At 64.6% G+C, this 23,102-nt stretch carries 19 protein-coding genes; 12 read left to right on the forward strand and 7 right to left on the reverse strand.

Annotated elements, in window-relative coordinates:
* The first annotated feature begins 79 nt into the window (after positions 1-79).
* A complete protein-coding gene (locus C1927_RS16530) occupies positions 80-967 on the forward strand; it encodes an outer membrane protein assembly factor BamD (protein ID WP_079222932.1) in 888 nt (295 codons plus the stop codon).
* A gap of 127 nt (positions 968-1,094) precedes the next feature.
* Here C1927_RS16530 and C1927_RS16535 read toward each other — a convergent pair whose 3' ends face one another.
* Positions 1,095-2,729 carry an NAD+ synthase gene (locus C1927_RS16535; protein ID WP_079222933.1) on the reverse strand — a complete coding sequence of 545 codons (1,635 nt, stop codon included), beginning with the start codon at positions 2,727-2,729 and terminating at the stop codon, positions 1,095-1,097.
* A 347-nt stretch (positions 2,730-3,076) separates the two neighbouring features.
* Here C1927_RS16535 and C1927_RS21460 point away from each other — a divergent pair, with 347 nt between their 5' ends.
* The 5 genes from C1927_RS21460 (at position 3,077) to C1927_RS16560 (ending at position 8,409) form a co-directional block, all read left to right on the forward strand.
* Positions 3,077-3,262: a hypothetical protein gene (locus C1927_RS21460; protein ID WP_152027107.1), complete on the forward strand. Its 186-nt coding sequence runs from the start codon at positions 3,077-3,079 to the stop codon at positions 3,260-3,262.
* A gap of 58 nt (positions 3,263-3,320) precedes the next feature.
* A complete protein-coding gene (locus C1927_RS16540; RefSeq protein WP_079222934.1) occupies positions 3,321-3,995 on the forward strand; it encodes a hypothetical protein in 675 nt (224 codons plus the stop codon).
* Complete coding sequence (locus C1927_RS16545; protein WP_079222935.1) at positions 3,989-5,002, forward strand: hypothetical protein; 1,014 nt, start codon at positions 3,989-3,991, stop codon at positions 5,000-5,002. The genes C1927_RS16540 and C1927_RS16545 overlap by 7 nt, the downstream gene beginning before the upstream one ends.
* The gene (locus C1927_RS16550) at positions 4,996-6,012 is read left to right on the forward strand and encodes a TraB/GumN family protein (RefSeq protein ID WP_079222936.1); all 1,017 of its coding nucleotides are present in this window, start codon (positions 4,996-4,998) and stop codon (positions 6,010-6,012) included. Before C1927_RS16545 ends, C1927_RS16550 begins: the two co-directional genes overlap by 7 nt.
* 663 nt (positions 6,013-6,675) lie before the next feature.
* Positions 6,676-8,409, forward strand: a complete 1,734-nt coding sequence (locus C1927_RS16560) for an ABC transporter transmembrane domain-containing protein (protein WP_159095371.1) — start codon at positions 6,676-6,678, stop codon at positions 8,407-8,409.
* A 118-nt stretch (positions 8,410-8,527) separates the two neighbouring features.
* Here the strand turns inward: C1927_RS16560 and sucD are convergent, their stop codons facing one another.
* Positions 8,528-9,403: a succinate--CoA ligase subunit alpha gene (sucD, locus tag C1927_RS16565; protein WP_005410793.1), complete on the reverse strand. Its 876-nt coding sequence runs from the start codon at positions 9,401-9,403 to the stop codon at positions 8,528-8,530.
* A gap of 21 nt (positions 9,404-9,424) precedes the next feature.
* Positions 9,425-10,594 (reverse strand): ADP-forming succinate--CoA ligase subunit beta, encoded by a 1,170-nt coding sequence (gene sucC, locus C1927_RS16570; protein ID WP_079222939.1) that lies wholly within the window; start codon positions 10,592-10,594, stop codon positions 9,425-9,427.
* Positions 10,595-10,934: 340 nt separating this feature from the next.
* Between sucC and C1927_RS16575 the strand changes: the two genes are divergently transcribed.
* Together C1927_RS16575 and C1927_RS16580 are read left to right on the forward strand one after the other, a co-directional pair.
* Complete coding sequence (locus C1927_RS16575; protein ID WP_108747252.1) at positions 10,935-12,548, forward strand: ATP-binding protein; 1,614 nt, start codon at positions 10,935-10,937, stop codon at positions 12,546-12,548.
* Between the two features lie 55 nt (positions 12,549-12,603).
* Positions 12,604-13,977, forward strand: a complete 1,374-nt coding sequence (locus tag C1927_RS16580) for a sigma-54 dependent transcriptional regulator (RefSeq protein WP_079222941.1) — start codon at positions 12,604-12,606, stop codon at positions 13,975-13,977.
* A gap of 122 nt (positions 13,978-14,099) precedes the next feature.
* Here the strand turns inward: C1927_RS16580 and pilB are convergent, their stop codons facing one another.
* Entirely contained in the window at positions 14,100-15,830 is a 1,731-nt protein-coding gene (pilB, locus tag C1927_RS16585; protein ID WP_079222942.1) for a type IV-A pilus assembly ATPase PilB, read from the reverse strand.
* Positions 15,831-16,104: 274 nt separating this feature from the next.
* Between pilB and C1927_RS16590 the strand changes: the two genes are divergently transcribed.
* The 3 genes from C1927_RS16590 (at position 16,105) to C1927_RS16600 (ending at position 19,541) form a co-directional block, all read left to right on the forward strand.
* Entirely contained in the window at positions 16,105-16,980 is an 876-nt protein-coding gene (locus C1927_RS16590; protein WP_079222943.1) for a glycosyltransferase family 2 protein, read from the forward strand.
* Entirely contained in the window at positions 16,977-18,140 is a 1,164-nt protein-coding gene (locus tag C1927_RS16595) for a glycosyltransferase family 4 protein (RefSeq protein WP_079222944.1), read from the forward strand. The genes C1927_RS16590 and C1927_RS16595 overlap by 4 nt, the downstream gene beginning before the upstream one ends.
* A 204-nt stretch (positions 18,141-18,344) precedes the next feature.
* Positions 18,345-19,541, forward strand: a complete 1,197-nt coding sequence (locus C1927_RS16600; RefSeq protein ID WP_254051496.1) for an oligosaccharide flippase family protein — start codon at positions 18,345-18,347, stop codon at positions 19,539-19,541.
* Here C1927_RS16600 and C1927_RS16605 read toward each other — a convergent pair.
* On the reverse strand, positions 19,504-20,619 hold the full coding sequence (locus C1927_RS16605; RefSeq protein WP_108747254.1) for a glycosyltransferase: 1,116 nt from the start codon (positions 20,617-20,619) through the stop codon (positions 19,504-19,506). The genes C1927_RS16600 and C1927_RS16605 overlap by 38 nt on opposite strands.
* Positions 20,616-21,503 (reverse strand): FkbM family methyltransferase, encoded by an 888-nt coding sequence (locus C1927_RS16610; RefSeq protein WP_079222947.1) that lies wholly within the window; start codon positions 21,501-21,503, stop codon positions 20,616-20,618. The genes C1927_RS16605 and C1927_RS16610 overlap by 4 nt, the downstream gene beginning before the upstream one ends.
* A gap of 81 nt (positions 21,504-21,584) precedes the next feature.
* Here C1927_RS16610 and C1927_RS16615 point away from each other — a divergent pair, with 81 nt between their 5' ends.
* Positions 21,585-22,700, forward strand: a complete 1,116-nt coding sequence (locus C1927_RS16615) for a glycosyltransferase (RefSeq protein WP_079222948.1) — start codon at positions 21,585-21,587, stop codon at positions 22,698-22,700.
* Here C1927_RS16615 and C1927_RS16620 read toward each other — a convergent pair.
* Complete coding sequence (locus C1927_RS16620; protein ID WP_079222949.1) at positions 22,686-23,102, reverse strand: pilin; 417 nt, start codon at positions 23,100-23,102, stop codon at positions 22,686-22,688. The two genes, C1927_RS16615 and C1927_RS16620, sit on opposite strands and share 15 nt — an antisense overlap.

A 23,102-nucleotide genomic window follows, 5' to 3' on the forward strand; every position in this document is an offset into this window, starting at 1 on the left:
CCGACCGGTTTCAGTCGCTGGACAGGACACTAGGCTATCATCGACCCTTCGTATTCCAGACGCGTCCCGCCTTGACCCCATGATCCGACGCTCCTCCATGCTCTCCGCGCCCGTCCGCCTCACCGCCCTGTTGCTGGTGCTGGTCATCGCCGCCACCGGTTGCCATCGCGGCGCCAAGAAGGGTGATCGCCCCGATGAAGGAACGCCGGTCGAACAACTGTACGACAAGAGCCACTCGCTGATGCAGGGCGGCAACTGGAGCGGCGCCGAAGCCAGCTTCCGTCGCCTGGTGGCGCAGTACCCGTATGGCCCGTACACCGAGCAGGCGATGATCGAAACCGCCTACGCCCAGTACAAGGCCGGCAAGCACGATGACGCCGTGTCCAGCATCGACCGCTTCATCCGTACCTACCCGACCCACCGCAACATCGCCTACCTGTACTACCTGCGCGGCCTGGCCAACTCCAACCGCAATACGGTTTTCCTGCGTCGCGTATGGTCCCTGGACCCGAGCCGCCGCGATCTGTCCACGCCGCACCAGGCGTATTCGGACTTCAACATCGTGGTCGACCGCTACCCGAACAGCCGTTATGCCGCCGATGCGCGCCAGCGGATGATCGAGCTGCGTGACGTGTTCGCCCAGCACGAGCTGGACAACGCCCTGTATTACCTGCGTCGCGAGGCCTATGTCTCGGCCGCCGGCCGCGCCAACTACCTGCTGGAAACCTACCCGCAGAGCGCCTTCCAGTACGACGCCGTGGCGGTGCTGGGCGAGGCCTACACCCACCTGGGCAACAAGACCCTGGCCGACGACGCCCGTCGCGTGCTGACGCTGAACCAGCCGCAGCACCCGTGGCTGGAAGGCAACTGGCCGAAGTACCCGTGGATGATCCGCAAGCTGAACCCGTTCGCCGGCGAGAAGTCGGCCAGCACCGGCCAGCGCAACGCGCGGCTGGAAAAGAAGTAAGAAAAAGGGCCCCGCAAGGGGCCCTTTTCTTTTGTAGCTTCAAGCCGAGCATTGGCTCGGCTCTACAGTAGATCCACGCCATGCGTGGATGACCCGGTAGCGCCGGGCCATGCCCGGCGACCGCCGCTCAGCTCTTGTAGCCGTTGCTGATCGGGTACCGACGCTCGCGGCCGAACGCCCGGCGCGAAACCTTCGGGCCCGGTGCCGCCTGGTGCCGCTTCCACTCGCTGATGCGCACCAGGCGCAGCACGCGGTCCACCACGGCCGCGTCATAGCCGGCCGCCACGATCTCCGTGCGCGACTGCTCCTGGTCCACGTAGCGGTACAGGATGCCGTCCAGCACGTCATAGGCCGGCAGCGAATCCTGGTCCAGCTGGTTGTCGCGCAGCTCGGCCGACGGCGGGCGGCTGATCACCGCCGGCGGGATCACCGGCGCGCCGCCCACGGTGTTGCGCCACTTGGACAGGCCGAACACCTCCGTCTTGTACAGGTCCTTCAGCGGCGCGTAGCCGCCGCACATGTCACCGTAGATGGTGGCGTAACCGACCGCATACTCGCTCTTGTTGCCGGTGGTCAGCAGCAGGCCGCCGAACTTGTTGGCCAGCGCCATCAGGATCACGCCACGGCTGCGCGACTGCAGGTTTTCCTCGGTCACATCCGGCGTGGTGCCCTCGAACATCGGCGCCAGCGACTCCATCAGGCCCTTGAAGGCAGGCTCGATGGAGACCGCCTCCAGCTTCACGCCCAGTGCCTGGCACTGCTCGGCCGCCAGGTCGTTGGACAGGCCAGCGGTATAGCGCGACGGCAGGCGCACGGCGGTGACGTTCTCCGCCCCCATCGCGTCGACCGCCAGGGCCAGCACCAGGGCCGAATCGATGCCGCCGGACAGGCCCAGCCACACCTTCTTGAAACCGTTCTTGCCACAGTAGTCCTGGATGCCGCGGGTCACCGCGCGCCACGCCAGCGCGTCCATGCTCTCGTCGCCATCGTCCATCCACACATGCGGCAGGAAGCGGCGGGTTTCGCCGTCGTAGTCCACCACCAGCCACTGGTCGACGAAGGCGGCGGCCGCCGGGTGCACCGTGCCGTCGCCATCGGCCACCACGGAGGCGCCGTCAAACACCAGCGCATCCTGGCCACCGACCACGTTGAGGTAGGCAATCGCTGCCCCGCTCTCGCGGGTGCGCGCGGCCAGCACGGCGTCACGCTGGGCGTGCTTGCCACGCTCGTACGGCGAAGCGTTGGGGACCACCACCAGCTGCGCGCCCTCGCGCACCGTATCGGCCAGCGGCTCGGCGAACCACAGGTCCTCGCAGATCAGCAGGCCGACCGGCACGCCGTTCACGTCGAACACGCAGCTGCCGCCGTCCGGATCCACGTCGAAGTAACGGCGCTCGTCGAACACCGCATAGTTGGGCAGCTCGCGCTTGCGGTAGGTGCGCTCGACCAGGCCGTCGCGCAGCACGCTGGCGGCGTTGTAGACCACCGCACCGGCGGCCTGCGGCCAGCCGACCACGGCCGTGATGCCACGGCAGGCAGCGGCGATGCGGCCCATCGCCTGTTCGCACTCGTACAGGAAGCCCGGGCGCAGCAGCAGGTCTTCCGGCGGATAGCCGCTGACCGCCAGCTCGGGGAACATCACCAGCTCGGCGCCGTACTCCTCGCGCGCCTGGCCGATCATCTCGATGATGCGCTCGGTATTGCCGGCGACATCGCCGACCGGGAAATCGAACTGCGCCATCGCGATGCGGATCGAAGCCATGGGGGTTCCAGCCTGTGGTTGCAATTGCACCATTCTAGGCCTTTGGACATGGACCGGTCAGGCCCGATGCATGCGATCCGTCCGCTCCCAGTCGCGCAGACCTGGATCTCGTTTCCCTGGCGACCAGGCCCTGCCATTACCTCCTCGGATGTCCGAACTGAGGCTATTGACTTTCGCCCTCATCAGTAGCACTTTCCCATTCACGATAAATTCATGGTGATCCCCTTCGACTGTTCAGATCACCGCGCAAGCTGATTCAAAAAAGGAATTTGGACGTTGCGTCCAGATTGGCCGGCTCACTCTGTCCGGCTATTGATCGTTGTATCCAATTGGAATGGAGAATCAGGATGAGTTCTATGGCATTGGATGTCGCAGACTTTGAAGCTGGGATGCTGCAGAGGGCCGATGACGCAACGTCGATTGGCACAGCATTTGAAATGGTGAGGAATGGTGCGGTAGCACTGTTCTGCTCGGACTGTTGCGGCAGCAACGGCAATGACTGCGTGCCGGAAATCGAGCCGGGCATCAACTGACGCAGATCGAGGGCGAAGGCTGTTGCCTTCGCCCTCGTCATTACCGAGAGCACATTCCATGGATGGATTCAACGCACCGGAGGAGTTCGAGCGGAGCCTCCATTCCGATACAGGGATCGAACACGCTGGCACCGACGCTCTTGCGCTGGTCCTGCCATCCACGCGCGCAGTCTTGACCAGAAGCAGACAGCTCGCAGATGCAGGGCGCCTACGCGTTGTGTGCAACGAGAACAGCCTTGGGTTGAGCGCAAGCGCCATAGTACGGCTGGCGCAGTCCGGTCAGCGACCAGCACTCGTCATTTTCTCGGACCAGCTTGTCTCAGCGCACGAAGCAACCCTGCTGATACGGACCTCGCGCGAAGACATCTACGTTTCGCCGCTCGAAATGATCCTCAATCAACGCTACGGCTATGCACTGTCGTTCTGGGGCATACAGGGCTATTCCATGATCGAGGCCCATTCGACCGACAGCAGCGCGATCCTGCACGGGATCATCGACCATCTTCACCAGTGCAGCAGCCTGGGGAATCAATGGTTGCTGCGCGAACAACAGTCACTGCGCAGGCCGGCGATCAGGACATACAACGCGCGCAGAAAGATCAGGATGTTCCGCTCCGCACTGCTGGCACAGTATCAACCCGACAGTACCGATACCGAAGTCGAAGCATTGATGGAAGCGATCGATACGCTTGAGGGCGATGTCGTTGATCGACAGGGAAGGCTTGCATGCTGATTCCACAATTGTTGACTCAACTTGCCCGTCCCTTGCGCCGCCTTGATCGACGGATTGCCTGGATCGAGTCGATCATCAAAACCCCTCTGACCGACGACGACGAGCACTACCTGCGTATTGCCTGCGCCGAATCGGGAAATACGAGATTTGGCGAATACTACTACTGGTACCTGCAGAAGCTGTTCGTTGCCAATGTTCTGCGGCGAGGGAACCGGACCGAGTTCCTGTCTCTGCTCAGTCGCGCCGACCGGTCGGACTACAGCGCATTCGATGAACTGGCACGCACGCCACGCGGGCTTCTGATCGCAGTGCCGCACCATGCCCACTACATTCTGTCGATCATCATGCTGGCGGAGCGTTTACGGCATGAGCGGAAGACTTTCCTGTTCTATGGAAACCCGGATACCCATCCAGGCAACGAAGTCTTCGACAGGCTCAACGGCTGGTTCTGGAACGAGGACAACGGTGTTGGTTTCGTCCATGACACCCGCAAAGGCCTCGCAACAGCCATCCGTGAACTGAGGGCAGGCGCAGCAGTCTTCATCCTGCCTGACGTTTTCAAGGACGAGAACGCCACGTTCCCCATCAGCTTCTGCCAGCGCTCAATGAGCATCATGCTCGGCACCGCCGCATTGTCCCGCAGAACTGATGCGCTGATCGTTCCGATGATCTCAACCCCCGTCACGTCGGGCCTGGGCTTCAGGAGCGTTTTCGCACCGCCGTGCGCAGAGCCGACACCTGCAGCGCAGGGCCAGTCCGAACGCATGCTGCTTGCAGACGATTACCGCGTGATGCGTGGGCTCTTCGCCTTCTATGAACACCACATGCAGCATCAGCTGATCTACTGGCAGAACGTACGGCAACACATCGCCCACAACGGCCCTCACCTTGAGGTGCCGAGGTCGGATGTGGCGCGCGTGGCCGGGCTGCTGGCCCGCGACCCCGACATGCTCGCCCCTACCGCAGTAATTGACCTGAGAAGAGACGCAACGGCACCCACATGCTGAAACAGAAATCACGTCTTGTGCTCCTCACTGCATTGGCGCTTCCCGCGGCGGGCATCAACTGCGCCACCGCGGCAGACGCCACCGAGCCCCCATTGCGCACTCTTGATACCGTCGTGGTGTCCGGGGTTGCACCGGGTCCCGGGCTATGGAGAGTCTCACGTGGCGAGCACACACTCTGGATCCTGGGCACGCTCAAGCCCGTGCCATCCTCGATTACATGGGATTCGGCAGCGGTGCGAGAGGTGATTGCCGAGGCTCAGACCGTGTTGTGGGAGCCATCCTTCACCTTAGACATCGACACCGGCTGGCTCGGCAAGCTGTCGCTTGGCTACAGCTACATGAAGGCACAGAACAATCCTGACAATGCGCAACTCAAAGACATTCTGGCACCGGATGTGTACGCGCGTTGGCAGAAGCTGCGCGACAAGTACCTGGTTGGCCGCAGCAACCTCGAAGGCAAGCGCCCGCTCGCCGCTGCGGATGAGCTGATGTCGGCGGTGATGGCCCAGCGTGGCCTGAGCAGCAAGGGGGTGGTCGCTCCCGTCATTGTCGCCGAAGTGAAGGCGCGCGGCATCGGACTGCACACACCTCGATATACGCTCAAGCTCTCGCGCCAGAACGCCGCGCAGATGCTCAAGGCAGTCAGGTCAACGTCGATCGACGACAGCGCCTGCCTGGTGGCAACCATGGATCTTGTGGAAACCGGCATGGATCGCCTGGTAACCAACGCAAACGCATGGTCTACGGGCGAGACCGCCCGGATCGACGTATCCCTAACCTCGAAACGGGATGAACTATGCACAGACTCGCTCAGCAACGCGCCCGCAGCACGTGCTTTTGGCATGCCTGACATCCGCACGGTCGTACGGGAGAAATGGCTTGCGGCCGCAGACAGTGCACTGCAGACCAACGCGACGACGCTCGCGGTGCTTCCCATCGCCGACCTGTCCGGCAACGACGGATATATCGATGCGCTGCGTCAGCGCGGATACGAGGTCGAGTCACCTTGAATGCCCTCCCGCAGTGACCGATCGATGTCGCCTCGAGTGGAACGACTATCCGCGCTTTTCCTGGCAACGGCAGCGCAACTGGCCTTGCTGCTCCTGCTGCGCCAGGTCGCCGACAAGGCACCTGGGAACGGCGGGAATGATGAAGCGAGGGTATCGCTCGTGTTCATCGAGCGCCCTCTCGCGCGGGCGCCCGTTCCTGCTGTCATGCCCGGGGCACTGGGAAGGCCCGGCAGGGCTGCCGGCTCGTCGCCGCCTGTTGCATCTGCGGCGCCCCGCAGGCCCGCGCTGGACGTGCTCGATGAAGGACACGGACCTGCGATGGCTGTTGCCCATGCACCGCTCGACCTTGCCATTCGTCCAGATGATATCTCGTTCAAGCGCGCTCCCCTGACAAGACCGGCCCAGGCCGCCTTTCCGGCGCGCGAGCCCACACTGCAGGTGAGAGTCGAGGACAACTCATGGATGGGAAGGTATGCACGCATGGGGCGGAGGATGGCGTGCGCTGAACTGCGGCAGGCGCTTGCATCAAACCCCGATAGTGCCGAGGCCATCATCAGGACGATGGAGCAGCGCAATTGCATAAACTAGCCATCGTCACAGTGCTTCCTCCCGCAACTGGAACTGACGGGAGCGCCGGGTGTGAATAGAGCCCTCGAGAAGGCCATGCCGGTGGCACGCACCCTCCGGCTGCTGGCGAGTCTTTCGCGCAACCACCTGCCACTCTTGGCGGGGGCATTGACCAGCATCGTGGTTGCAACCACGTTCGCCCTCGCCGTTCCCATCGCGGCACGGGGCAGCCGCGGCCTGGATCTGAACAGCCTGGAGAAGATCGACAACATTTTCCTGACACTTGCCTTGATCTCAGTGGCGATTGGCGTGGCCACGGCAATGCGGGTCTACTTCATCAATCGCCTCGCTGACGAAGTAACCAATGACCTGCGGGGACAGCTGTTCTCACGATTGCTCGTCCAGCCGCTGGAGTTCCATCAGCAGCAGCCTTCAACGGAACTGCTTTCACGATTGACCTCGGATATCGAGCACCTGCGGATAGCCATCGGTGTCAGCTTCTCCGTGGCGGTACGCAGCGGAATCATGCTGGCCGGTGCGGTCACCATGTTGTTCGTTACCGCCCCCGGCCTGGCGCTGCTGACGATTGCCGCCATCCCATTTGCATCGGTTCCCATCGCCGTGGGCTCCAAGCACCTGCGGGCCAGCGCGCGCGACTACAATGATCTGCTTGCGCAATCGCGTGTAGTTGCGGCGGAAGCGCTGGGCCACATCAGGGCGGTGAAAGATTTCGCCCGCGAACCCTTCGAGACAGAGCGCCATGCGGCGACGCTCGATGCCAGCGTCAGCGGAGCTCGTCGGCGCACGACCTGGCAGTCTGTACTGACGGCAATGTCATTGATCGTGATGCTGCTGGGCATCACCGCTGTGCTATGGACCGGCACCCACAAGGTCATGGACCGGACGCTCTCGGCGGGCCAGCTCGGACAGTTCGCCATGTATGCTGTGATGTGCGGCATGGCCGCCGCCGCGCTTCTGGACACATGGGGCGCGCTGCAGCGCTCCGCCGGAGCGACTGATCGCATCACCGCATTCGGTGACCTGCCACACCATGAGGCGCAGGAAACCAGGCTGGTGCAGGCTCTGCAGGGATGCATCCGATTCGAGAATGTCGATTTCTGGTATGCCGCTGCGCCCGACAGACCCGTCCTGCGACGCTTGAACCTGGACATTGCGAAGGGGGAAAAGGTCGCCATCGTAGGCGCATCCGGCGCCGGCAAGAGTACGCTGCTGTCACTGCTTCTGCGCCTGCATCCCGTGCGGGCGGGAGCCATCTTCATCGACGGCCACGACATCTCCATGTTCCAGCCTGCAAGCATCCGCAACGCTATCGGCACGATCTCGCAGGCGCCGGCGATTTTCGGCCGATCAGTGCTTGAGAACATCCGATACGGCAAGCTCGACGCTACCGACGAGGATGTCAGGAACGCCGCAGTGTCTTCAGGCGCAGATGCCTTCATCAATGAATTGCCCGCTGGCTACGATGAACCCTTAGGCGAACGCGGGGCCCGATTGTCAGGCGGCCAGCAGCAACGGGTAGCCATTGCACGCGCACTGCTGAAGCAGGCCGATATCCTGCTCCTCGACGAGCCGACTTCAGCGCTCGATTCGCACGCCGAACAGGCGGTACATGACCATGTTTTCGGAACGGGCGCGGGGCCGACCACCCTGATCGTCGCACACCGCTTGCAGACCATTCTTGCCGCCGACCGAATCGTACTCATTGATGAGGGTGCTGTTGCCGCCACCGGGTCGCACGAAGAACTGCTGATCCGCAGCGCTCGATACCGCGACCTGATCAGGCCGCAGATGCAGGCCACGGTCGAATAATGGCCACCGTAGTGGGCCACCCGCAGAACAGGAAAGGCCGCCCGGAGGCGGCCTTTCTGTTTCACGCAAGTCGAGCATGGCTCGACTCTACAAGAGCGTCTGCCGGAGACAGTCGTTCTTATTTGACCAGCTTGGCGATGGCAGCGCCCAGGTCGCCCGGCGAGCGGACGGTGACAACACCGGCAGCTTCCATTGCGGCGAACTTGCCTTCTGCAGTGCCCTTGCCGCCCGAGGCGATCGCACCGGCGTGGCCCATGCGCTTGCCGGCCGGAGCCGACGCACCGGCGATGAAACCGACGACCGGCTTCTTCACGTGGTTCTTGATGTACTCGGCACCGGCTTCTTCAGCGTCGCCGCCGATTTCGCCGACCATGATGATGCCTTCGGTCTGCGGGTCTTCGTTGAACAGCTTCAGGCAGTCGACGAAGTTCAGGCCGTTGATCGGGTCACCACCGATGCCGATGCAGGTGGACTGGCCCAGGCCGACTTCGGTGGTCTGCTTGACCGCTTCATAGGTCAGGGTGCCCGAACGCGACACGATGCCGATCTTGCCCGGCTGGTGGATGTGGCCCGGCATGATGCCGATCTTGCACTCACCCGGGGTGATGACGCCCGGGCAGTTCGGCCCGATCAGCACGGTGTCCGGATGCGAACGGGTCAGCACGTTCTTGACGCGCAGCATGTCCAGCACCGGGATGCCTTCGGTGATGCAGACGATGACCTTGATGCCGGCAGCAGCGGCTTCCAGGATCGCGTCAGCCGCGTACGGCGGCGGCACGTAGATGACCGAAGCGTTGGCGCCGGTGCTCTGTACGGCGTCGGCAACGGTGTTGAAGACCGGCAGGTCGATATGGGTGGTGCCACCCTTGCCCGGGGTCACGCCGCCGACGACCTGGGTGCCGTACTCGATCATCTGAGTGGCGTGGAAGGTGCCCTGCTGGCCGGTGAAGCCCTGCACGATCACCTTGGTGTTCTTGTTGATCAAAACAGACATTGGAATTCCTTGGTGTCGGTATCAGGCGGCGTTCTTGACAGCTTCAACGATCTTCTTGGCGCCATCGTTGATGTTGTCAGCCGGGATGATGGCCATGCCGCTGTCACGCAGCAGCTGCTTGCCTTCTTCCACGTTGGTGCCTTCCAGGCGCACCACGACCGGAACCTTGACGCCCACTTCCTTCACGGCGGCAATGATGCCTTCGGCAATCATGTCGCAGCGGACGATGCCGCCGAAGATGTTGACGAAGATGCCTTCGACCTTGTCCGAGGACAGGATCAGCTTGAAGGCTTCGATGACGCGCTGCTTGTTCGCACCGCCGCCCACGTCCAGGAAGTTCGCCGGCTCGCCGCCGTTGAGCTTGATGACGTCCATGGTGGCCATGGCCAGGCCGGCGCCGTTCACCATGCAGCCGATGTTGCCGTCCATGGTGACGTAGTTGATGTCCAGCTCCGAAGCGATCACTTCGGTCGGATCTTCCTGGGTCTTGTCGCGCATGGCGACCAGGGCCTTCTGGCGGAAGGCGGCGTTGTCGTCGCTGTCGAACTTGCCGTCCAGCGCGTACAGGTTGCCGTCGTCCAGGATGGCCAGCGGGTTGATTTCAACCAGGGCCAGGTCCTTTTCGTTGAACAGGCGGTACAGGTTCACCATGATGCTGGCGAACTGGCCGGCCTGCTTGGCGGTCAGGCCCAGCTTGAAGCCGAAATCACGGCCGTGGTAACCCTGCACGCCTTCGACGAAGTCGACGTTCAGCGAGTGGATCAGCTCCGGGGTTTCAGCAGCGACCTGCTCGATCTCCACGCCGCCTTCCGAAGAGGCGATGTAGGTGATGGTCTTGGTGCCACGGTCAACCAGCACCGACAGGTACAGTTCCTTGACGATCTCGCCGGCGGTGGTCACCAGCACCAGGTTGACCGGCAGTTCGACGCCTGCGGTCTGGTAGGTGGCCATCTTGGTGCCGAGCATCTTGGCCGCAGCGGCCTTCACGTCGTCAGTGGTCTTGCAGAACTTGACGCCGCCAGCCTTGCCGCGGCCGCCAGCGTGGATCTGCGCCTTGACCATCCAGGGGCCCTGGCCCAGGGAGTTGGCAGCTTCGACTGCTTCGTCCGGGGTCGCCGCGACCTTGCCGGCCGGGACCGGGATGCCGTACTCGGCAAGCAGCTGTTTTGACTGGTATTCGTGGAAATTCATGCGTCACCGTGGGAATAGGAACGACCGCACGCAATTCCTCAGGGGCCCCGGCGGGGCGCCGGCATGGACCGCGGCGGGCCCACTATTGTGGCCGAGCCAGCGCCGGGGCGCAAAGAACCCGGGACGAACGGCCAGACCCGGCCAGATTTCCACGTTCATTCAGGCAGTTGCGCCGCCCCGGGGGCGGCCCGCCCGGGCCCGGTGTGGGCCGATTGCGCAGGAAACCGCTTCCACCGGCCTATACTGGTGCCGCGGGTCCGATGATCGGGGGAACGTCGGGTACGCTGCAGCATCAACGCCGTCACATCCAGATCCAGGCAGCCAGAAGGGGAGTTCCGGCGTGTCACCCAGCGCTTCATTGATCGACCGCATCGAATCGATTCCCCGGCGCGAGCTGTACTTCTTCGCGCTGTACCGCGTGCTGATCGCTTCGGTCATCGCCGCGCTGCTGTACAGCCCGCTGTCCATGCTCGTCGGCGAAGCGCACCACCCCCGCCTGGCCTACCTGGTCGGGGCCACCTACCTGGTCCTGTCCCTGCTGCTCCTGCTGGTCGGCCGCAGCGAGCGTTGGCTGCTGCCGATCGTGGTCACCGGCGTGCTGCTGGACATCGTCGCGGCCAGCCTGCTGGCCCACGCCCTGCCCGGTGCCAGCGCCGGCATCTCCATGTCGCTGCTGTTCAACATCGCCGCGGCGGCCACCCTGCTGCCCCTCAGCTGGGGCCTGGTGCTGGCCCTGGCCGCCAGCGCCGCCACCGCCGCCGAGTACCTGTGGAAGGTACTGGAGGGCGGCGACCCCACCCGTACCCTGGCCGAGCTGGCCATGTTCGCCACCAGCTACCTGGCCCTAGCCTTCATCAGTTACCAGGTGGGCAGCCGCGCCCGCCGCAACCAGCAGCTGGCCAACCAGCGCGGCGATGAAGTGGCCAACCTGTTCCAGATCAACGAGCTGATCATCCGCCGCATGCGCACCGGGGTGATCGTCGTCGATGGCGACAACCGGATCACCCTGGCCAACGAGGCCGCCTCCCTGCTGCTGGGTGACAACGACGGCGTGGGCGAGACCGGCCAGCTGGACCTGGCCAGCATCGCGCCCGAACTGGCCCGGCGCCTGAACCGCTGGCGCAACGGCTGGACCCAGGACGAACTGCCGCTGCAGCTCAACCCCGACCAGCCCGAAGTGCAGCCGCGCTTTGCCCGCCTGCTGGCCGGCAGCGAGCTGGCCCTGGTCTTCCTGGATGACTCCAGCGTGGTCTCGCGCCGCGCCGAATCGCTCACCCTTTCGGCGATGGGCCGTTTCTCGGCCAGCCTGGCGCACGAGATCCGCAACCCGCTGGCAGCCATCAACTACGCCGTGCAGCTGCTGGAGGAAGGCACCGGTTTCAATGAAAGCGACCGCCGGTTGCTGCAGATCATCCACCAGCAGTGCCAGCGCACCAACGGCATCGTGGAAAGCGTGCTGGGCCTGGCCCGGCGCGAGCGCGCCACGCCCGAGAACGTCGACCTGGCCGCCTTCGTGCGCCGCTTCGTGCTGGAGTACAAGCAGGGCCAGACCCTGGAAACGGACAGCATCGAGCCGATCATCAACGACACCTCGGTCCCGGCCCTGGTCGATACCCGCCACCTGTACCAGGTGCTGACCGTGCTGGTGCACAACGCGCTGAAGTACGGCCGCGTGGGCGAGCAGCCGGCGCGCGTGCGCCTGCGCGTGGCCCAGCACGAGCGCAGCGCGGTGATCGATGTGATGGACCGTGGTCCCGGCATTCCCGAGGCCGTGGCCGCGCAGCTGTTCCGCCCGTTCTTCACCACCTCCGAACACGGCACCGGCCTGGGCCTGTACATCGCCCGCGAGCTGTGCCGCGCCAACCAGGCACGGCTGGACTACATCCCCGTGCCGGCGGGTGGTTCCTGTTTCCGCCTGGTCCTGCCCGGCCCGCATGCATTGATTCCGCAGTGATCCGCCGCGTCAAACATTTGTCGCTTCCAGCCCCCGTCGTTTATCTTCTCCGCCCATGAACGAAACCCGCAGCGCCCTCGTCGTCGACGATGAACGCGACATCCGCGAACTGCTGGTGCTGACCCTTGGCCGCATGGGCCTGCGCATCAGCACCGCCGCCAACCTCGCCGAAGCCCGCGAACTGCTGGCCAGCAACCCCTACGACCTGTGCATCACCGACATGCGGCTGCCCGACGGCAACGGCATCGAACTGGTGAGCGAGATCGCCCACCACTACCCACGTACGCCGGTGGCGATGATCACCGCCTTCGGCAGCATGGACCTGGCCGTGGAAGCGCTGAAGGCCGGCGCCTTCGACTTCGTCAGCAAGCCGGTGGACATCAGCGTCCTGCGGGGCCTGGTCAAGCACGCCCTGGAACTCAACAACAGCGAGCGGCCGGTCGCCGCGGCGGCCACCGAACAGGCCGCGCGCCTGCTCGGCAGTTCGCCGGCGATGGACGTGCTGCGCACCACCATCGGCAAGGTTGCCCGCAGCCAGGCGCCGGTCTACATCCTGGGCGAATCCGGGGTAGGCAAGGAGCTGGTCGCGCGCACCATCCATGCGCAGGGCGCACGCGCCTCGGGCCCTTTCATTCCGGTCAACTGCGGCGCCATCCCCACCGAGCTGATGGAAAGCGAGTTCTTCGGCCACCGCAAGGGCAGCTTCACCGGCGCCCACGCCGACAAGCCCGGCCTGTTCCAGGCGGCACACGGCGGCACCCTGTTCCTGGATGAAGTGGCCGAGCTGCCCCTGCAGATGCAGGTCAAGCTGCTGCGCGCCATCCAGGAAAAATCGGTGCGTGCACTGGGTGCGGCCAACGAGGAACCGGTGGACGTGCGCATTCTTTCGGCCACCCACAAGGACCTGGCCGAACTGGTCGAGGACGGGCGCTTCCGCCATGACCTCTACTACCGCATCAACGTCATCGAACTGAAGGTGCCGCCGCTGCGCGAGCGCCGGCAGGACCTGCCGGACCTGGCCGGTTCGATCCTGGCCCGGCTGGCCCGCAGCCATGGCCGTGCCACTCCGCTGCTGGCGCCCTCGGCGCTGGACGCCCTGTCCCACTACGGCTTCCCGGGCAATGTGCGCGAACTGGAGAACATCCTCGAGCGCGCCCTGGCCCTGGCCGAGGAAGACCGTATCGGTGCCGATGACCTGCGCCTGCCGCAGCACGCTCCGCGCGCCGCCGGAGGCCCTGCCGCGCCCGAGGCCGTGGTCGACCTGCAGCCTGGCAGTGCCGCCCTGCCCTCCTACATCGAGCAGCTCGAGCGCAGCGCCATCCAGCGTGCGCTGGAAGAGAACCGCTGGAACAAGACGCGCACCGCCGCGCAGCTCGGCATCACCTTCCGGGCGCTGCGCTACAAGCTGAAGAAGCTGGGGATGGAGTAAGGCGGGCCATCCCCCGGTAGTGCCGGCCGCTGGCCGGCAACTTCACGCATCGTGTCATCCACGCATGGCGTGGATCTACCGTAGAGCCGAGCCCACGCTCGGCTGCTTCGGCTACAACCGCATCAATCCTTGGTGACGCGGTTGATCTCGGCCAGGCTGGTCACGCCCGCCGCGGCCTTCTTCAGCGCGGACTGGCGCAGGTCGTTCACCTTGATCGCCTGCGCTGCCTCTGCGATCTGCAAGGCATTGCCGCCGGCCAGGATGATCGTCGAGATCTCGTCGGTCATCGGCATCACCTGGTAGATACCGGTACGGCCCTTGTAGCCCTCGGTGCACTCATCGCAGCCCACCGCTTCGTACAGCTCGATGCCCGCATCCAGCTGCTCCTGGGTGAAGCCCTCGGCCAGCAGCGCGTGCGCCGGCAGGGTGGACGGACGCTTGCAGTTGCTGCACAGGCGGCGCGCCAGGCGCTGGGCGATCACCAGGGTGACCGAACTGGTGATGTTGTACGGCGCGATGCCCATGTTCATCAGGCGCGCGATGGTCTGCGGCGCGTCGTTGGTATGCAGGGTGGACAGCACCATGTGGCCGGTCTGCGCGGCCTTGATCGCGATCTCGGCCGTTTCCAGGTCGCGGATTTCGCCGACCATGATGATGTCCGGATCCTGTCGCAGGAACGAGCGCAGCGCGGCGGCAAAGGTCATGCCGCGCTTGTTGTTCTGCTGCACCTGGTTGACGCCGGGCAGGCGGATTTCCACCGGATCTTCGGCGGTGGAGATGTTGCGGGTCTCGTCGTTAAGGATGCCCAGCGCGGTATACAGCGACACCGTCTTGCCCGAACCGGTCGGGCCGGTCACCAGGACCATGCCGTACGGCTTGTGGATCGCCTCCAGGAACAGCTTCTGCTGCTCCGGCTCGTAACCCAGTTTGTCGATGCCCAGCTTGGCCGCGCTGCCATCCAGGATACGCAGCACCACCTTTTCGCCGAACAGGGTCGGCAGCGTGCTCACGCGGAAGTCGATCTGCTTGGTCTTGGACAGGTTCAGCTTGATGCGTCCGTCCTGCGGCACGCGCTTCTCGGCGATGTCCAGCTGCGCCATCACCTTCAGACGCGCGGCGATGCGCTGGTTCAACTTCACCGGCGCGCGCGCGACCATCTTCAGCAGGCCATCGATGCGCAGGCGCACGCGGTAGTCGTCTTCGTAAGGTTCGAAGTGGATGTCCGAAGCGCCCTTGCGGATCGCATCGACCAGCACCTTGTTGACGAACTTGACCACCGGGGTGTCGTCACCCTTGGCGTCGATGCCACTGTCGCTGCTGCCAGCGAGATCCTCGTCGCCACCGCTGACGTCAAGGTTGGCCATGCCCTCGTCATCGCCACCGAGCGCGTCGGACATGGTGTCATGCTTGGCCTGCCACTGCTCCAGCGTGCGGCGGATCTGGTCCTCGTCGATGAGGATCGGCTCCACCACCAGGTTGGTGTGGAACTTGATCTCATCCAGCGAATGGGTCGGGTTGCTGGTGCCGACGAACAGGCGGCCACCGCGTTTGAACAGCGGCAGCACGTTGTGCTTGCGCAGCAGCTCCTCGCTGACCAGCGCAATGGCGTTCTGGCTGCTGTCGAACGTGGACACATCGAACAGCGGCATGCCGAATTCGACCGAATTGGCGGCGGCCAGCTGCGCGGCGCCCACGACTTTGTTCTGCGCGAACCAGGTCGGGAGGGGCAGGCGTGCGGCGGTAGCCTTGGCCATCGCATCGCGGGCAGCAGCTTCATCCAGCGCGCCATCCTGGACCAGGCGGCGCGCCAGGCCGGTGATGCCGACGAGATTGGCGGTGGTTACGGCGTTCATTGAAATCCTTGGCTCGTGGGGCGGGCAATGCCGTGGCTCGTTCACGAGGCCACGTCACGGGGTCCCAGAACATGCCACGGCCACTGACCGCCCTCCTGCGTCCAGCCTGGCAGGCACAATCCTGACTCCCCGGGTGATGATAGCTCTCCCGGTGCCCGGCCAACACAGCAGCGGTGAACATCCCCCATTCCGGGCCTGCGGACTGGAACGGCCAGCACCCCATTCAGGCATCGCGGCGGAGTAACATTACGGCGGGGAAAAACGGGGAAACACCTTGAACCAGCTCAGTATCATCCTGCCGGCAAAGAACGAAGCCGAGGGGCTCCAGCGCACGCTTCCGGCACTTCGCCAGCACTACCCTCACGCGGAGATCATCGTCGTTGATGATGGCTCCACCGACGCCACCGCGGCCATCGCCCGCGAACACGGCGTCAAGGTGCTTTCCAGCCCCTACTCGATGGGCAACGGCGCATCGATCAAGCGCGGTGCTCGCGAGGCCACCGGCGAAATCCTGGTGTTCATGGATGCCGACGGGCAGCATCATCCGGCCCACATCCAGGCCCTGCTGGACAAGCTGGCCGAAGGCTATGACATGGTCGTGGGTGCCCGTGACAGCAGCGGCCAGGCAAACGTCCACCGCGGCCTCGCCAACCGGTTCTACAACTGGCTGGCCAGCCACATGACCGGCTTCGAAGTGAAGGACCTGACCTCCGGGTTCCGTGCGGTGCGCGCAGGACGCTTCCGCGAGTTCCTGCACCTGCTGCCGAACGGGTTCAGCTATCCCACCACCAGCACCATGGCCTTCTTCCGCAGCGCATACCCGGTGGCCTACGTGCCGATCCCGGTGGCCAAGCGCGTCGGCAACGGCAGCCACATCCGTCCCATCAAGGACGGCATCCGCTTCCTCCTGATCATCTTCAAGATCGCCACCCTGTACTCGCCGCTGAAGCTGTTCGCGCCGGTGGCAGTGGCGTTCTTCCTGGTGGGCCTGGGCTACTACGGCTATACCTTCGCGACCATGCACCGCTTCACCAACATGAGCACGCTGCTGTTCAGTGCATCGGTGATCATTTTCCTGATAGGGCTGGTTTCCGAGCAGATCACGGGCCTGACCTACCTGGCGTCGCGGAACGGGCATGAGACAAAATGAATGCCGCACAGGGGCAGTTGCAGCACCTGCTGGTGGTTACCCGCAATCTGCCGCCACTGCAGGGGGGCATGGAGCGACTCAACTGGCATCTGCTCCAGCAAGTGCAGCATCTTGCCGCTGTGCAGGTGATCGCTCCCGAAGGATCGGCTGAGCGGGCGCCCGCCGGGATTCCAGTGCGGGAGGTTCCGTTGCGCCCCCTCTGGCGTTTTCTGGTGAACGCCATGTGGTGCACGCTGACTCACAGCATGCGAAATCGCCGGGGCACCTGTCTGGCGGGCAGTGGCCTGACTGCACCTCACGCATGGTTGGCTAGCCGCCTTTCTGGAGGCCGCTGCGTCGCGTATCTCCACGGACTGGATATCAGCGTGGACAACGCGGCATACCGAACGCTATGGCTGCCGGTGCTGCGCCGCCTCGACCTGGTTATTGTCAACAGCAGGGCGACAGCCGCGTTGGCTACCGAGGCAGGAATCGACCCGGAACGAATCCACATCGTCCACCCGGGTACAGCACTGCCCACCATTCCCCATGCGGCACAACGTACCGCAGAGGCTGTCGATTTCCGCGAACGCCATGGCCTCGGAAAAGGTCCACTGATTCTCTCCGTGGGCCGGTTGACCCGCCGGAAGGGCATGATGGAATTCGTGCGCGACGTGCTTCCGCTTGTGCTGGCCGCGCACCCGGACGCGTTCCTGGTCGTCGTTGGCGCTACCGCCAGCCAAGCCCTCGCTTCAGAAGCGGTGACACCCGCGCAGTTGATCGAAAGTGCCAGCAGTGCCGTGCGCGAGAGAATCCGGTTCGTTGGCGAATTGAGCGATGAAGAACTGGGCATCAGCATGTGCGCAAGCGCGGTCCACGTGTTCCCCGTGCGGTCCCAGCGCAGCGACCCAGAGGGGTTTGGGATGGTCGCCATCGAGGCAGCCGCCCACGGTTTGACGACGGTTGCCTATGCGTCGGGCGGCGTCGCCGATGCCGTCGCGAACGGAATTTCCGGTTTCCTGATCGAACCTGGTGACAGCAGCGGCTACGCCACTGCGGTGATCCACGCCATCGATGCCCCCCTGCCCGCTGAACCAATGCGCGCATTTGCGATGCGGTTCAGCTGGGACGCTTTTGGAGCCAAGGTACGGGAACTGCTTTCATCAGTGACGCGGCGATGACCGACATCCACTGCTACCCGGTTCGGCAGCGCAGCATCAGGCGCTGGGCAATGACCCTATCGCAGTCGCAGACCGCGCTGGCGCCGTATGCTTCCGCCGGTGTTGCTTCCTGCCCTGACGGCCAGCCGCAGTGCATCACGGAGGCCGCGGGTGCGTTTTAAGCTGCCGTCCCTCGGAGGACTGGCCAGGACCTCGATCCTGGTGATGTTCTGGCAGGGCGTCCGCATGGCATGCCTGGCCGTCTGGATCTTTGTCGGCGCACGGGTGCTGGGTGCTGAGAACTACGGCCTGTTCTCTGGCACGGTGGGGACGGCGACGGCGCTGGCCGGCCTGGCGGGCCTTGGTGGTGGCATGCTCATGTACCAGTACACCGCTGCAGACCGCTCACGCTTTGCCCGCTACTGGAAGCAGTCCCTTCTTCTCTGCGCTCTCACCGCGATACCACTCTCCGTGGTCTTCTGCCTGCTCAGCAGAAGCCTGCTGCCATGGCCTGCCCTGTACCTCATCGCGGTCTCGGAGATCGTGGTGTATCCGTTCGTGACCAACGCGGCGTTCGCCCTCTCGGCCAATGACCGGATGGGATGGTCGGCCGCCCTGCCCGCGCTGAACGCCTTGCTGCGGCTGGCCGCGATCTGCATCTTCAGCGCACTGCCCGCATCGGCCGACCTGACCGCATATCTCGCGCTGCATCTGGCCGCGTCCGCCTGTAGTGCGCTCCTCGCGCTGCTGGCGGTGCGCTGCCTGCTGAAGCCGGGGCCGGCAAAGGCACGGATCAGCCGCAGCGACCTGATGCACGGCAGCGGCCACGCAGCCGGATGGAGCTCATCGGTGGGCGTCACCACGCTGGACAAGTCCTTCGTGCTGCATGCAGGTGGCAGCGCGGTTGCCGGCCAGTACTCGGCCGCGTACCGCATCGCGGCAGTGTTCGCGATGCCGCTCGACGCCATGATCATGTCCGCCATGCCGCGCCTGTTCCGGGCGCAACGGGACAACACCCAGCACCGGCGCCTCGTCGCCTCGATGATCCTGGCCGCGCTGGGCTATGGCATCGCCGCCAGCGCGGTGCTGGGCTACGGCGCCCACATGCTTCCGCATCTGCTGGGCAGCGATTTCACCGCGGCCATTCCGGGCCTGCAGTGGATGGGCCTGTTCGTGGTCGGCTACAGCGTGCGGCAGATCGGCTGCCACACGCTGCTGGGGCGCGGCTGGAAACTGCGCAAGTTCCTCGTCGAAGCGCTGGGCCTGCTGTTGATGGCGGCGCTCTCGGCATTGTGGATCCCGGCGTACGGCCTGCAGGGTGCCGTGTGGATGATCATCACCGCCGAGGCCGTGATGGCCTGCATCGCCTGGGTGGTCGTGTCCTTCAGTCCCGCGCCGGCAAGCGCGAGCGCGCAACACTGAACACATCCAGATAGGCCTGGCGCGCCGTCTCGATGGAGAATGCATCGGCGCGCGCGCGCAGCGTCTGCGCAGGCACGTGGCCGTTCCCCTCAACGACGTTGCGCAGGGCCTGCGCCAGCGCAGCCACATCCCCCACAGGCACGAGCTGTCCATACCGCCCCTCCCCCAGCACCTCGGCAGGGCCATGCGGGCAATCGGTGGCCACGACCTGGATGCCACAGTGCATGGCCTCGACCAGGACATTGCCAAAGCCTTCGTAGTCCGAGCACAGCACCAGCGCCGTGCTGCGCACCATCCACGGCAGCACGTCCTCCACGCGGCCGGGCAGTGCGACATCATCCTGCAGCGCGCTTGCTGCCACCCACCCGGCAAGACGGCCTCCCTCCTCCCCCTGCCCCAGCACCAGCAGGCGCGCCCGGTGGGTCTGCCGCAAAAGGACGAACGCCTCCCACAACAGGTCCAGGCGCTTTTCCGGCGAAAGGCGCCCGGCATAGATGAACACTGGGATCCCGTCATCCGGGAAGGGCCATGCCTGGTCCGGCAGGATCGGCGCGCTGCGCGCCTTGCGGGTGATGGGGTTGTGGATGACCCGAACCTGCGCGACCGGAAGGCAAAGCTCCTCTTCCATATCCCTGGCCAGCGCTGCTGAAACCGCAACCACCGCCTGCGCTGCCGGCGTGGCGAAACGCATGAGCCAACCAATGATCTCCCGCTTGCATCGTGCAGAACCGCGCGCCTTCTTTCGCGGTGCGGACAGCGCAAGATGCTGGGCGATCACCACGGCCGTGCCGGGATAGAGCAGCCGCTGCCAGAAGACAATCCAGATGGCGAGATCGTTGGCGGTCGTCACCACGATTGCGGGACGCTCGCGCCTGATCAGCCATGGCAACCGCAGAAGCAGCTGCCAGGCACCGCGCGGCGCAACGAAATCGACTTCCCCCGCATGGCCAGGGCCGCCGAGATCGCGACCGGCGATGACACGGGCAGCCTCGCCCCGTTCCCTGAAACCGCGCAGCAGGTTCAGCTGCACACGTTCCAGGCCGCCCGGCTCCCAGCGGCTGGCCAACAGCCAGATCATGCCGATTCGACTGCCAGGGTAGGCCCGGCGATGCAGATGACATCCTGGTACTCGCGCAGATCCTCGATCCTGATCCTCACCAGACGCCCGTGCGGTTCGAGTCGATGGAAGCGATAGCCGAGCGGCTCCAACAACGCCAGGATGTCCCGCCCGTGGTAACCGGCCGCGAGGCTGGATCTATCCTGCACTTCAATGGCGATCACGGGAAGAAAGCGGCGCACGGTCTCCAATCCGCCCTGCAGGCAGGGAAGCTCCCCTCCTTCGATATCAATCTTCAGAAGATCCAACCGCGTCAACCCGATACGGTGTGCCAACTCGTCCAGCGTGGTGATGTCGACCTCGCCCAGGTAGTGATCCACCCCAGCAGTTCCATGAAGACTGCCAAGGCCCTGGTGCACCTCCTCCACATCATGCTGCCCGCAGGATGCGTAGATGGGGAGTCGCCCGATCTCGGCGGCCAGGCCTTGCCGATGGATCTGCACCACGTCCTGCAAGCTGTTGCGCTGGACGTTGACCTGCAGCTCGTCTGCAATGCCGGCAATGGGCTCCAGCGCTACAACTGCACCGCCCGGTCCCACGCGGTTGGCACACACCAGGCTGATCTCACCGATGTTCGCGCCCACATCGACCACGGTCATTCCGGGCTCGAGAATCCGATCCAGAAGCGAGACCAGCCGTAGATTGTAGTAACCCATCCAGAACATGCGCCGTTGCATATGCTCGGACAGGTCCAGAGCCACGGTGAACCGCCCGTCGAAATCATGAACGACCTGACGCCCGCGCCAGTGCCGGAATACGCGCCGGAAAACGCTTTGCGCCACCCCCGGCCGCTCACCGAAGCGCAGATTGTTTGCCACCCGCCGAAGCACTACTGTCAGTCCCATCGCCTTTCCCCAAGGTGACTTTCCACCTGCAACTGCCCATCATGCGGTACTGCCCGACAGAATAGCCACACAGGTCCCTTCATGCATGTGCTCATGCTCTGCAAGCGCCAGTACACCGGGCGGGACCTGCTCGATGACCAGTACGGCCGCCTGTGGGAGATTCCGGAAGCGCTGGCCCGGCGAGGCCATGCGGTCAGCGGGCTCACGCTGAATTATCGTCGCAGGGACACGGGCCTGCATCGTTCTCCCGCCGATGTTCACTGGCAGTCGATCAACGCCGTTTCGATGCGCGCCCTGTACCTGGGTCGGATGATCGACCAGATTCACGCACACCGCCCGATCGATGTCCTCCTCTCGAGCTCCGACGCCCTGTGCGCAACGCTCGGCGACCGGCTTTCCCGCCGCCTGCATGTCGCACACGTCGTCGACCTCTATGACAACTACGCAGCGTTTGGCCTGACGAAGCTTCCTGGCGTACGCGCGGCGTTCGACCATGCATGCCGCCACGCGGCCGGCATCAGCGTGGTGACCACCTCACTGGCAACGGCACTGCGTCCATCCCTCCCGGGCGGCACGCCATTGGAAGTGATCGGCAATGGCGTGCGCACTGACCTGTTCCATCCCATGGAGCAGGCCGCATGCAGGGCGCAGCTGGGCCTGCCCACGAATGCGCGCCTGATCGGCTGCGCAGGCGCGCTGGACCAGAGCAGGGGCATTGAAGACCTGTTCAAGGCATTCCACCTGCTGGCGCACAGCGACCCCGATCTCCATCTCGTCATCGCGGGCCCAAGGGACAACACGCTTGAGCACTACGCACATCCAAGGATCATCGACCTGGGTACGCTGGACTGGCGAGACGTGCCCGTCCTGATCAATGCGCTGGACGTGTCCATCGTCTGCAATCGCGACTCGGCCTTCGGGCGCTTCTGCTATCCGCTCAAGCTGGTCGAATCCATCGCCTGCGGGGTCCCCGTTGTAGCTGCGGCCGTGGGCGACACACGCCGCATCGGCGGCGAAACCCTGGCCACCTACTCCCCCGGCAGCTGCGAGGAACTGAAAGCAGCCATCGAGCAGCAACTGTCCATCCCATCGCGGGCGCCCCGCTCACTGGCCTGCAGCTGGGAGCAGAGGGCCACGCAGATGGAGCGCCTGCTTCTGCAGGCACAGGGATGCGGCGATCAACTAGCGGCAGGATGACGGAACGTAGCGACCATCCAGCCCACTGCAGGACCAGTTCACCGCGCCATTCGTATCGTGGGCCGTCAGGACCAGGCTGCGGCCTGCGATCTTTGAGCTGGCCGAAGACGCAAACACGACCGAAATCGAACCGGTATTGTCCACTGTGACCGATCGCACGTATTTGCCCCGCACGGACGCCGGTGCTGCCATCCCTGCCGCCAGATTGTCCGCCGGGAACTGGCCGTGGTCAGAGTAGTAGGTCGCGATCGCTTCTTTGGCGCTCGATGACAGCGACAGACCTTCTGCGACCTGGCCACGGGCCACGTAGTCGAGGTACGCCGGCGTCGCGATGGCCGCCAGGATGGCAATGATCGCGACGACGATCATCAGTTCGATCAATGTAAAGCCGCGCTGCTTCAT

Source organism: Stenotrophomonas sp. ZAC14D1_NAIMI4_1 (assembly GCF_003086775.1).
In the GTDB taxonomy this organism is placed as follows: domain Bacteria; phylum Pseudomonadota; class Gammaproteobacteria; order Xanthomonadales; family Xanthomonadaceae; genus Stenotrophomonas.

Bases quoted from the DNA above. Each gene is read 5' to 3' on its own strand.
- C1927_RS16530 (WP_079222932.1), top strand. From the start codon at position 80: ATGATCCGACGCTCCTCCATGCTCTCCGCGCCCGTCCGCCTCACCGCC.
- C1927_RS21460 (WP_152027107.1), top strand. From the start codon at position 3,077: ATGAGTTCTATGGCATTGGATGTCGCAGACTTTGAAGCTGGGATGCTG.
- sucD (WP_005410793.1), bottom strand. From the start codon at position 9,403: ATGTCTGTTTTGATCAACAAGAACACCAAGGTGATCGTGCAGGGCTTC.
- C1927_RS16535 (WP_079222933.1), bottom strand. From the start codon at position 2,729: ATGGCTTCGATCCGCATCGCGATGGCGCAGTTCGATTTCCCGGTCGGC.
- C1927_RS16550 (WP_079222936.1), top strand. From the start codon at position 4,996: ATGCTGAAACAGAAATCACGTCTTGTGCTCCTCACTGCATTGGCGCTT.
- C1927_RS16600 (WP_254051496.1), top strand. From the start codon at position 18,345: ATGTTCTGGCAGGGCGTCCGCATGGCATGCCTGGCCGTCTGGATCTTT.
- sucC (WP_079222939.1), bottom strand. From the start codon at position 10,594: ATGAATTTCCACGAATACCAGTCAAAACAGCTGCTTGCCGAGTACGGC.
- C1927_RS16595 (WP_079222944.1), top strand. From the start codon at position 16,977: ATGAATGCCGCACAGGGGCAGTTGCAGCACCTGCTGGTGGTTACCCGC.
- pilB (WP_079222942.1), bottom strand. From the start codon at position 15,830: ATGAACGCCGTAACCACCGCCAATCTCGTCGGCATCACCGGCCTGGCG.
- C1927_RS16610 (WP_079222947.1), bottom strand. From the start codon at position 21,503: ATGGGACTGACAGTAGTGCTTCGGCGGGTGGCAAACAATCTGCGCTTC.
- C1927_RS16605 (WP_108747254.1), bottom strand. From the start codon at position 20,619: ATGATCTGGCTGTTGGCCAGCCGCTGGGAGCCGGGCGGCCTGGAACGT.
- C1927_RS16545 (WP_079222935.1), top strand. From the start codon at position 3,989: ATGCTGATTCCACAATTGTTGACTCAACTTGCCCGTCCCTTGCGCCGC.
- C1927_RS16540 (WP_079222934.1), top strand. From the start codon at position 3,321: ATGGATGGATTCAACGCACCGGAGGAGTTCGAGCGGAGCCTCCATTCC.
- C1927_RS16615 (WP_079222948.1), top strand. From the start codon at position 21,585: ATGCATGTGCTCATGCTCTGCAAGCGCCAGTACACCGGGCGGGACCTG.
- C1927_RS16560 (WP_159095371.1), top strand. From the start codon at position 6,676: ATGCCGGTGGCACGCACCCTCCGGCTGCTGGCGAGTCTTTCGCGCAAC.
- C1927_RS16620 (WP_079222949.1), bottom strand. From the start codon at position 23,102: ATGAAGCAGCGCGGCTTTACATTGATCGAACTGATGATCGTCGTCGCG.
- C1927_RS16580 (WP_079222941.1), top strand. From the start codon at position 12,604: ATGAACGAAACCCGCAGCGCCCTCGTCGTCGACGATGAACGCGACATC.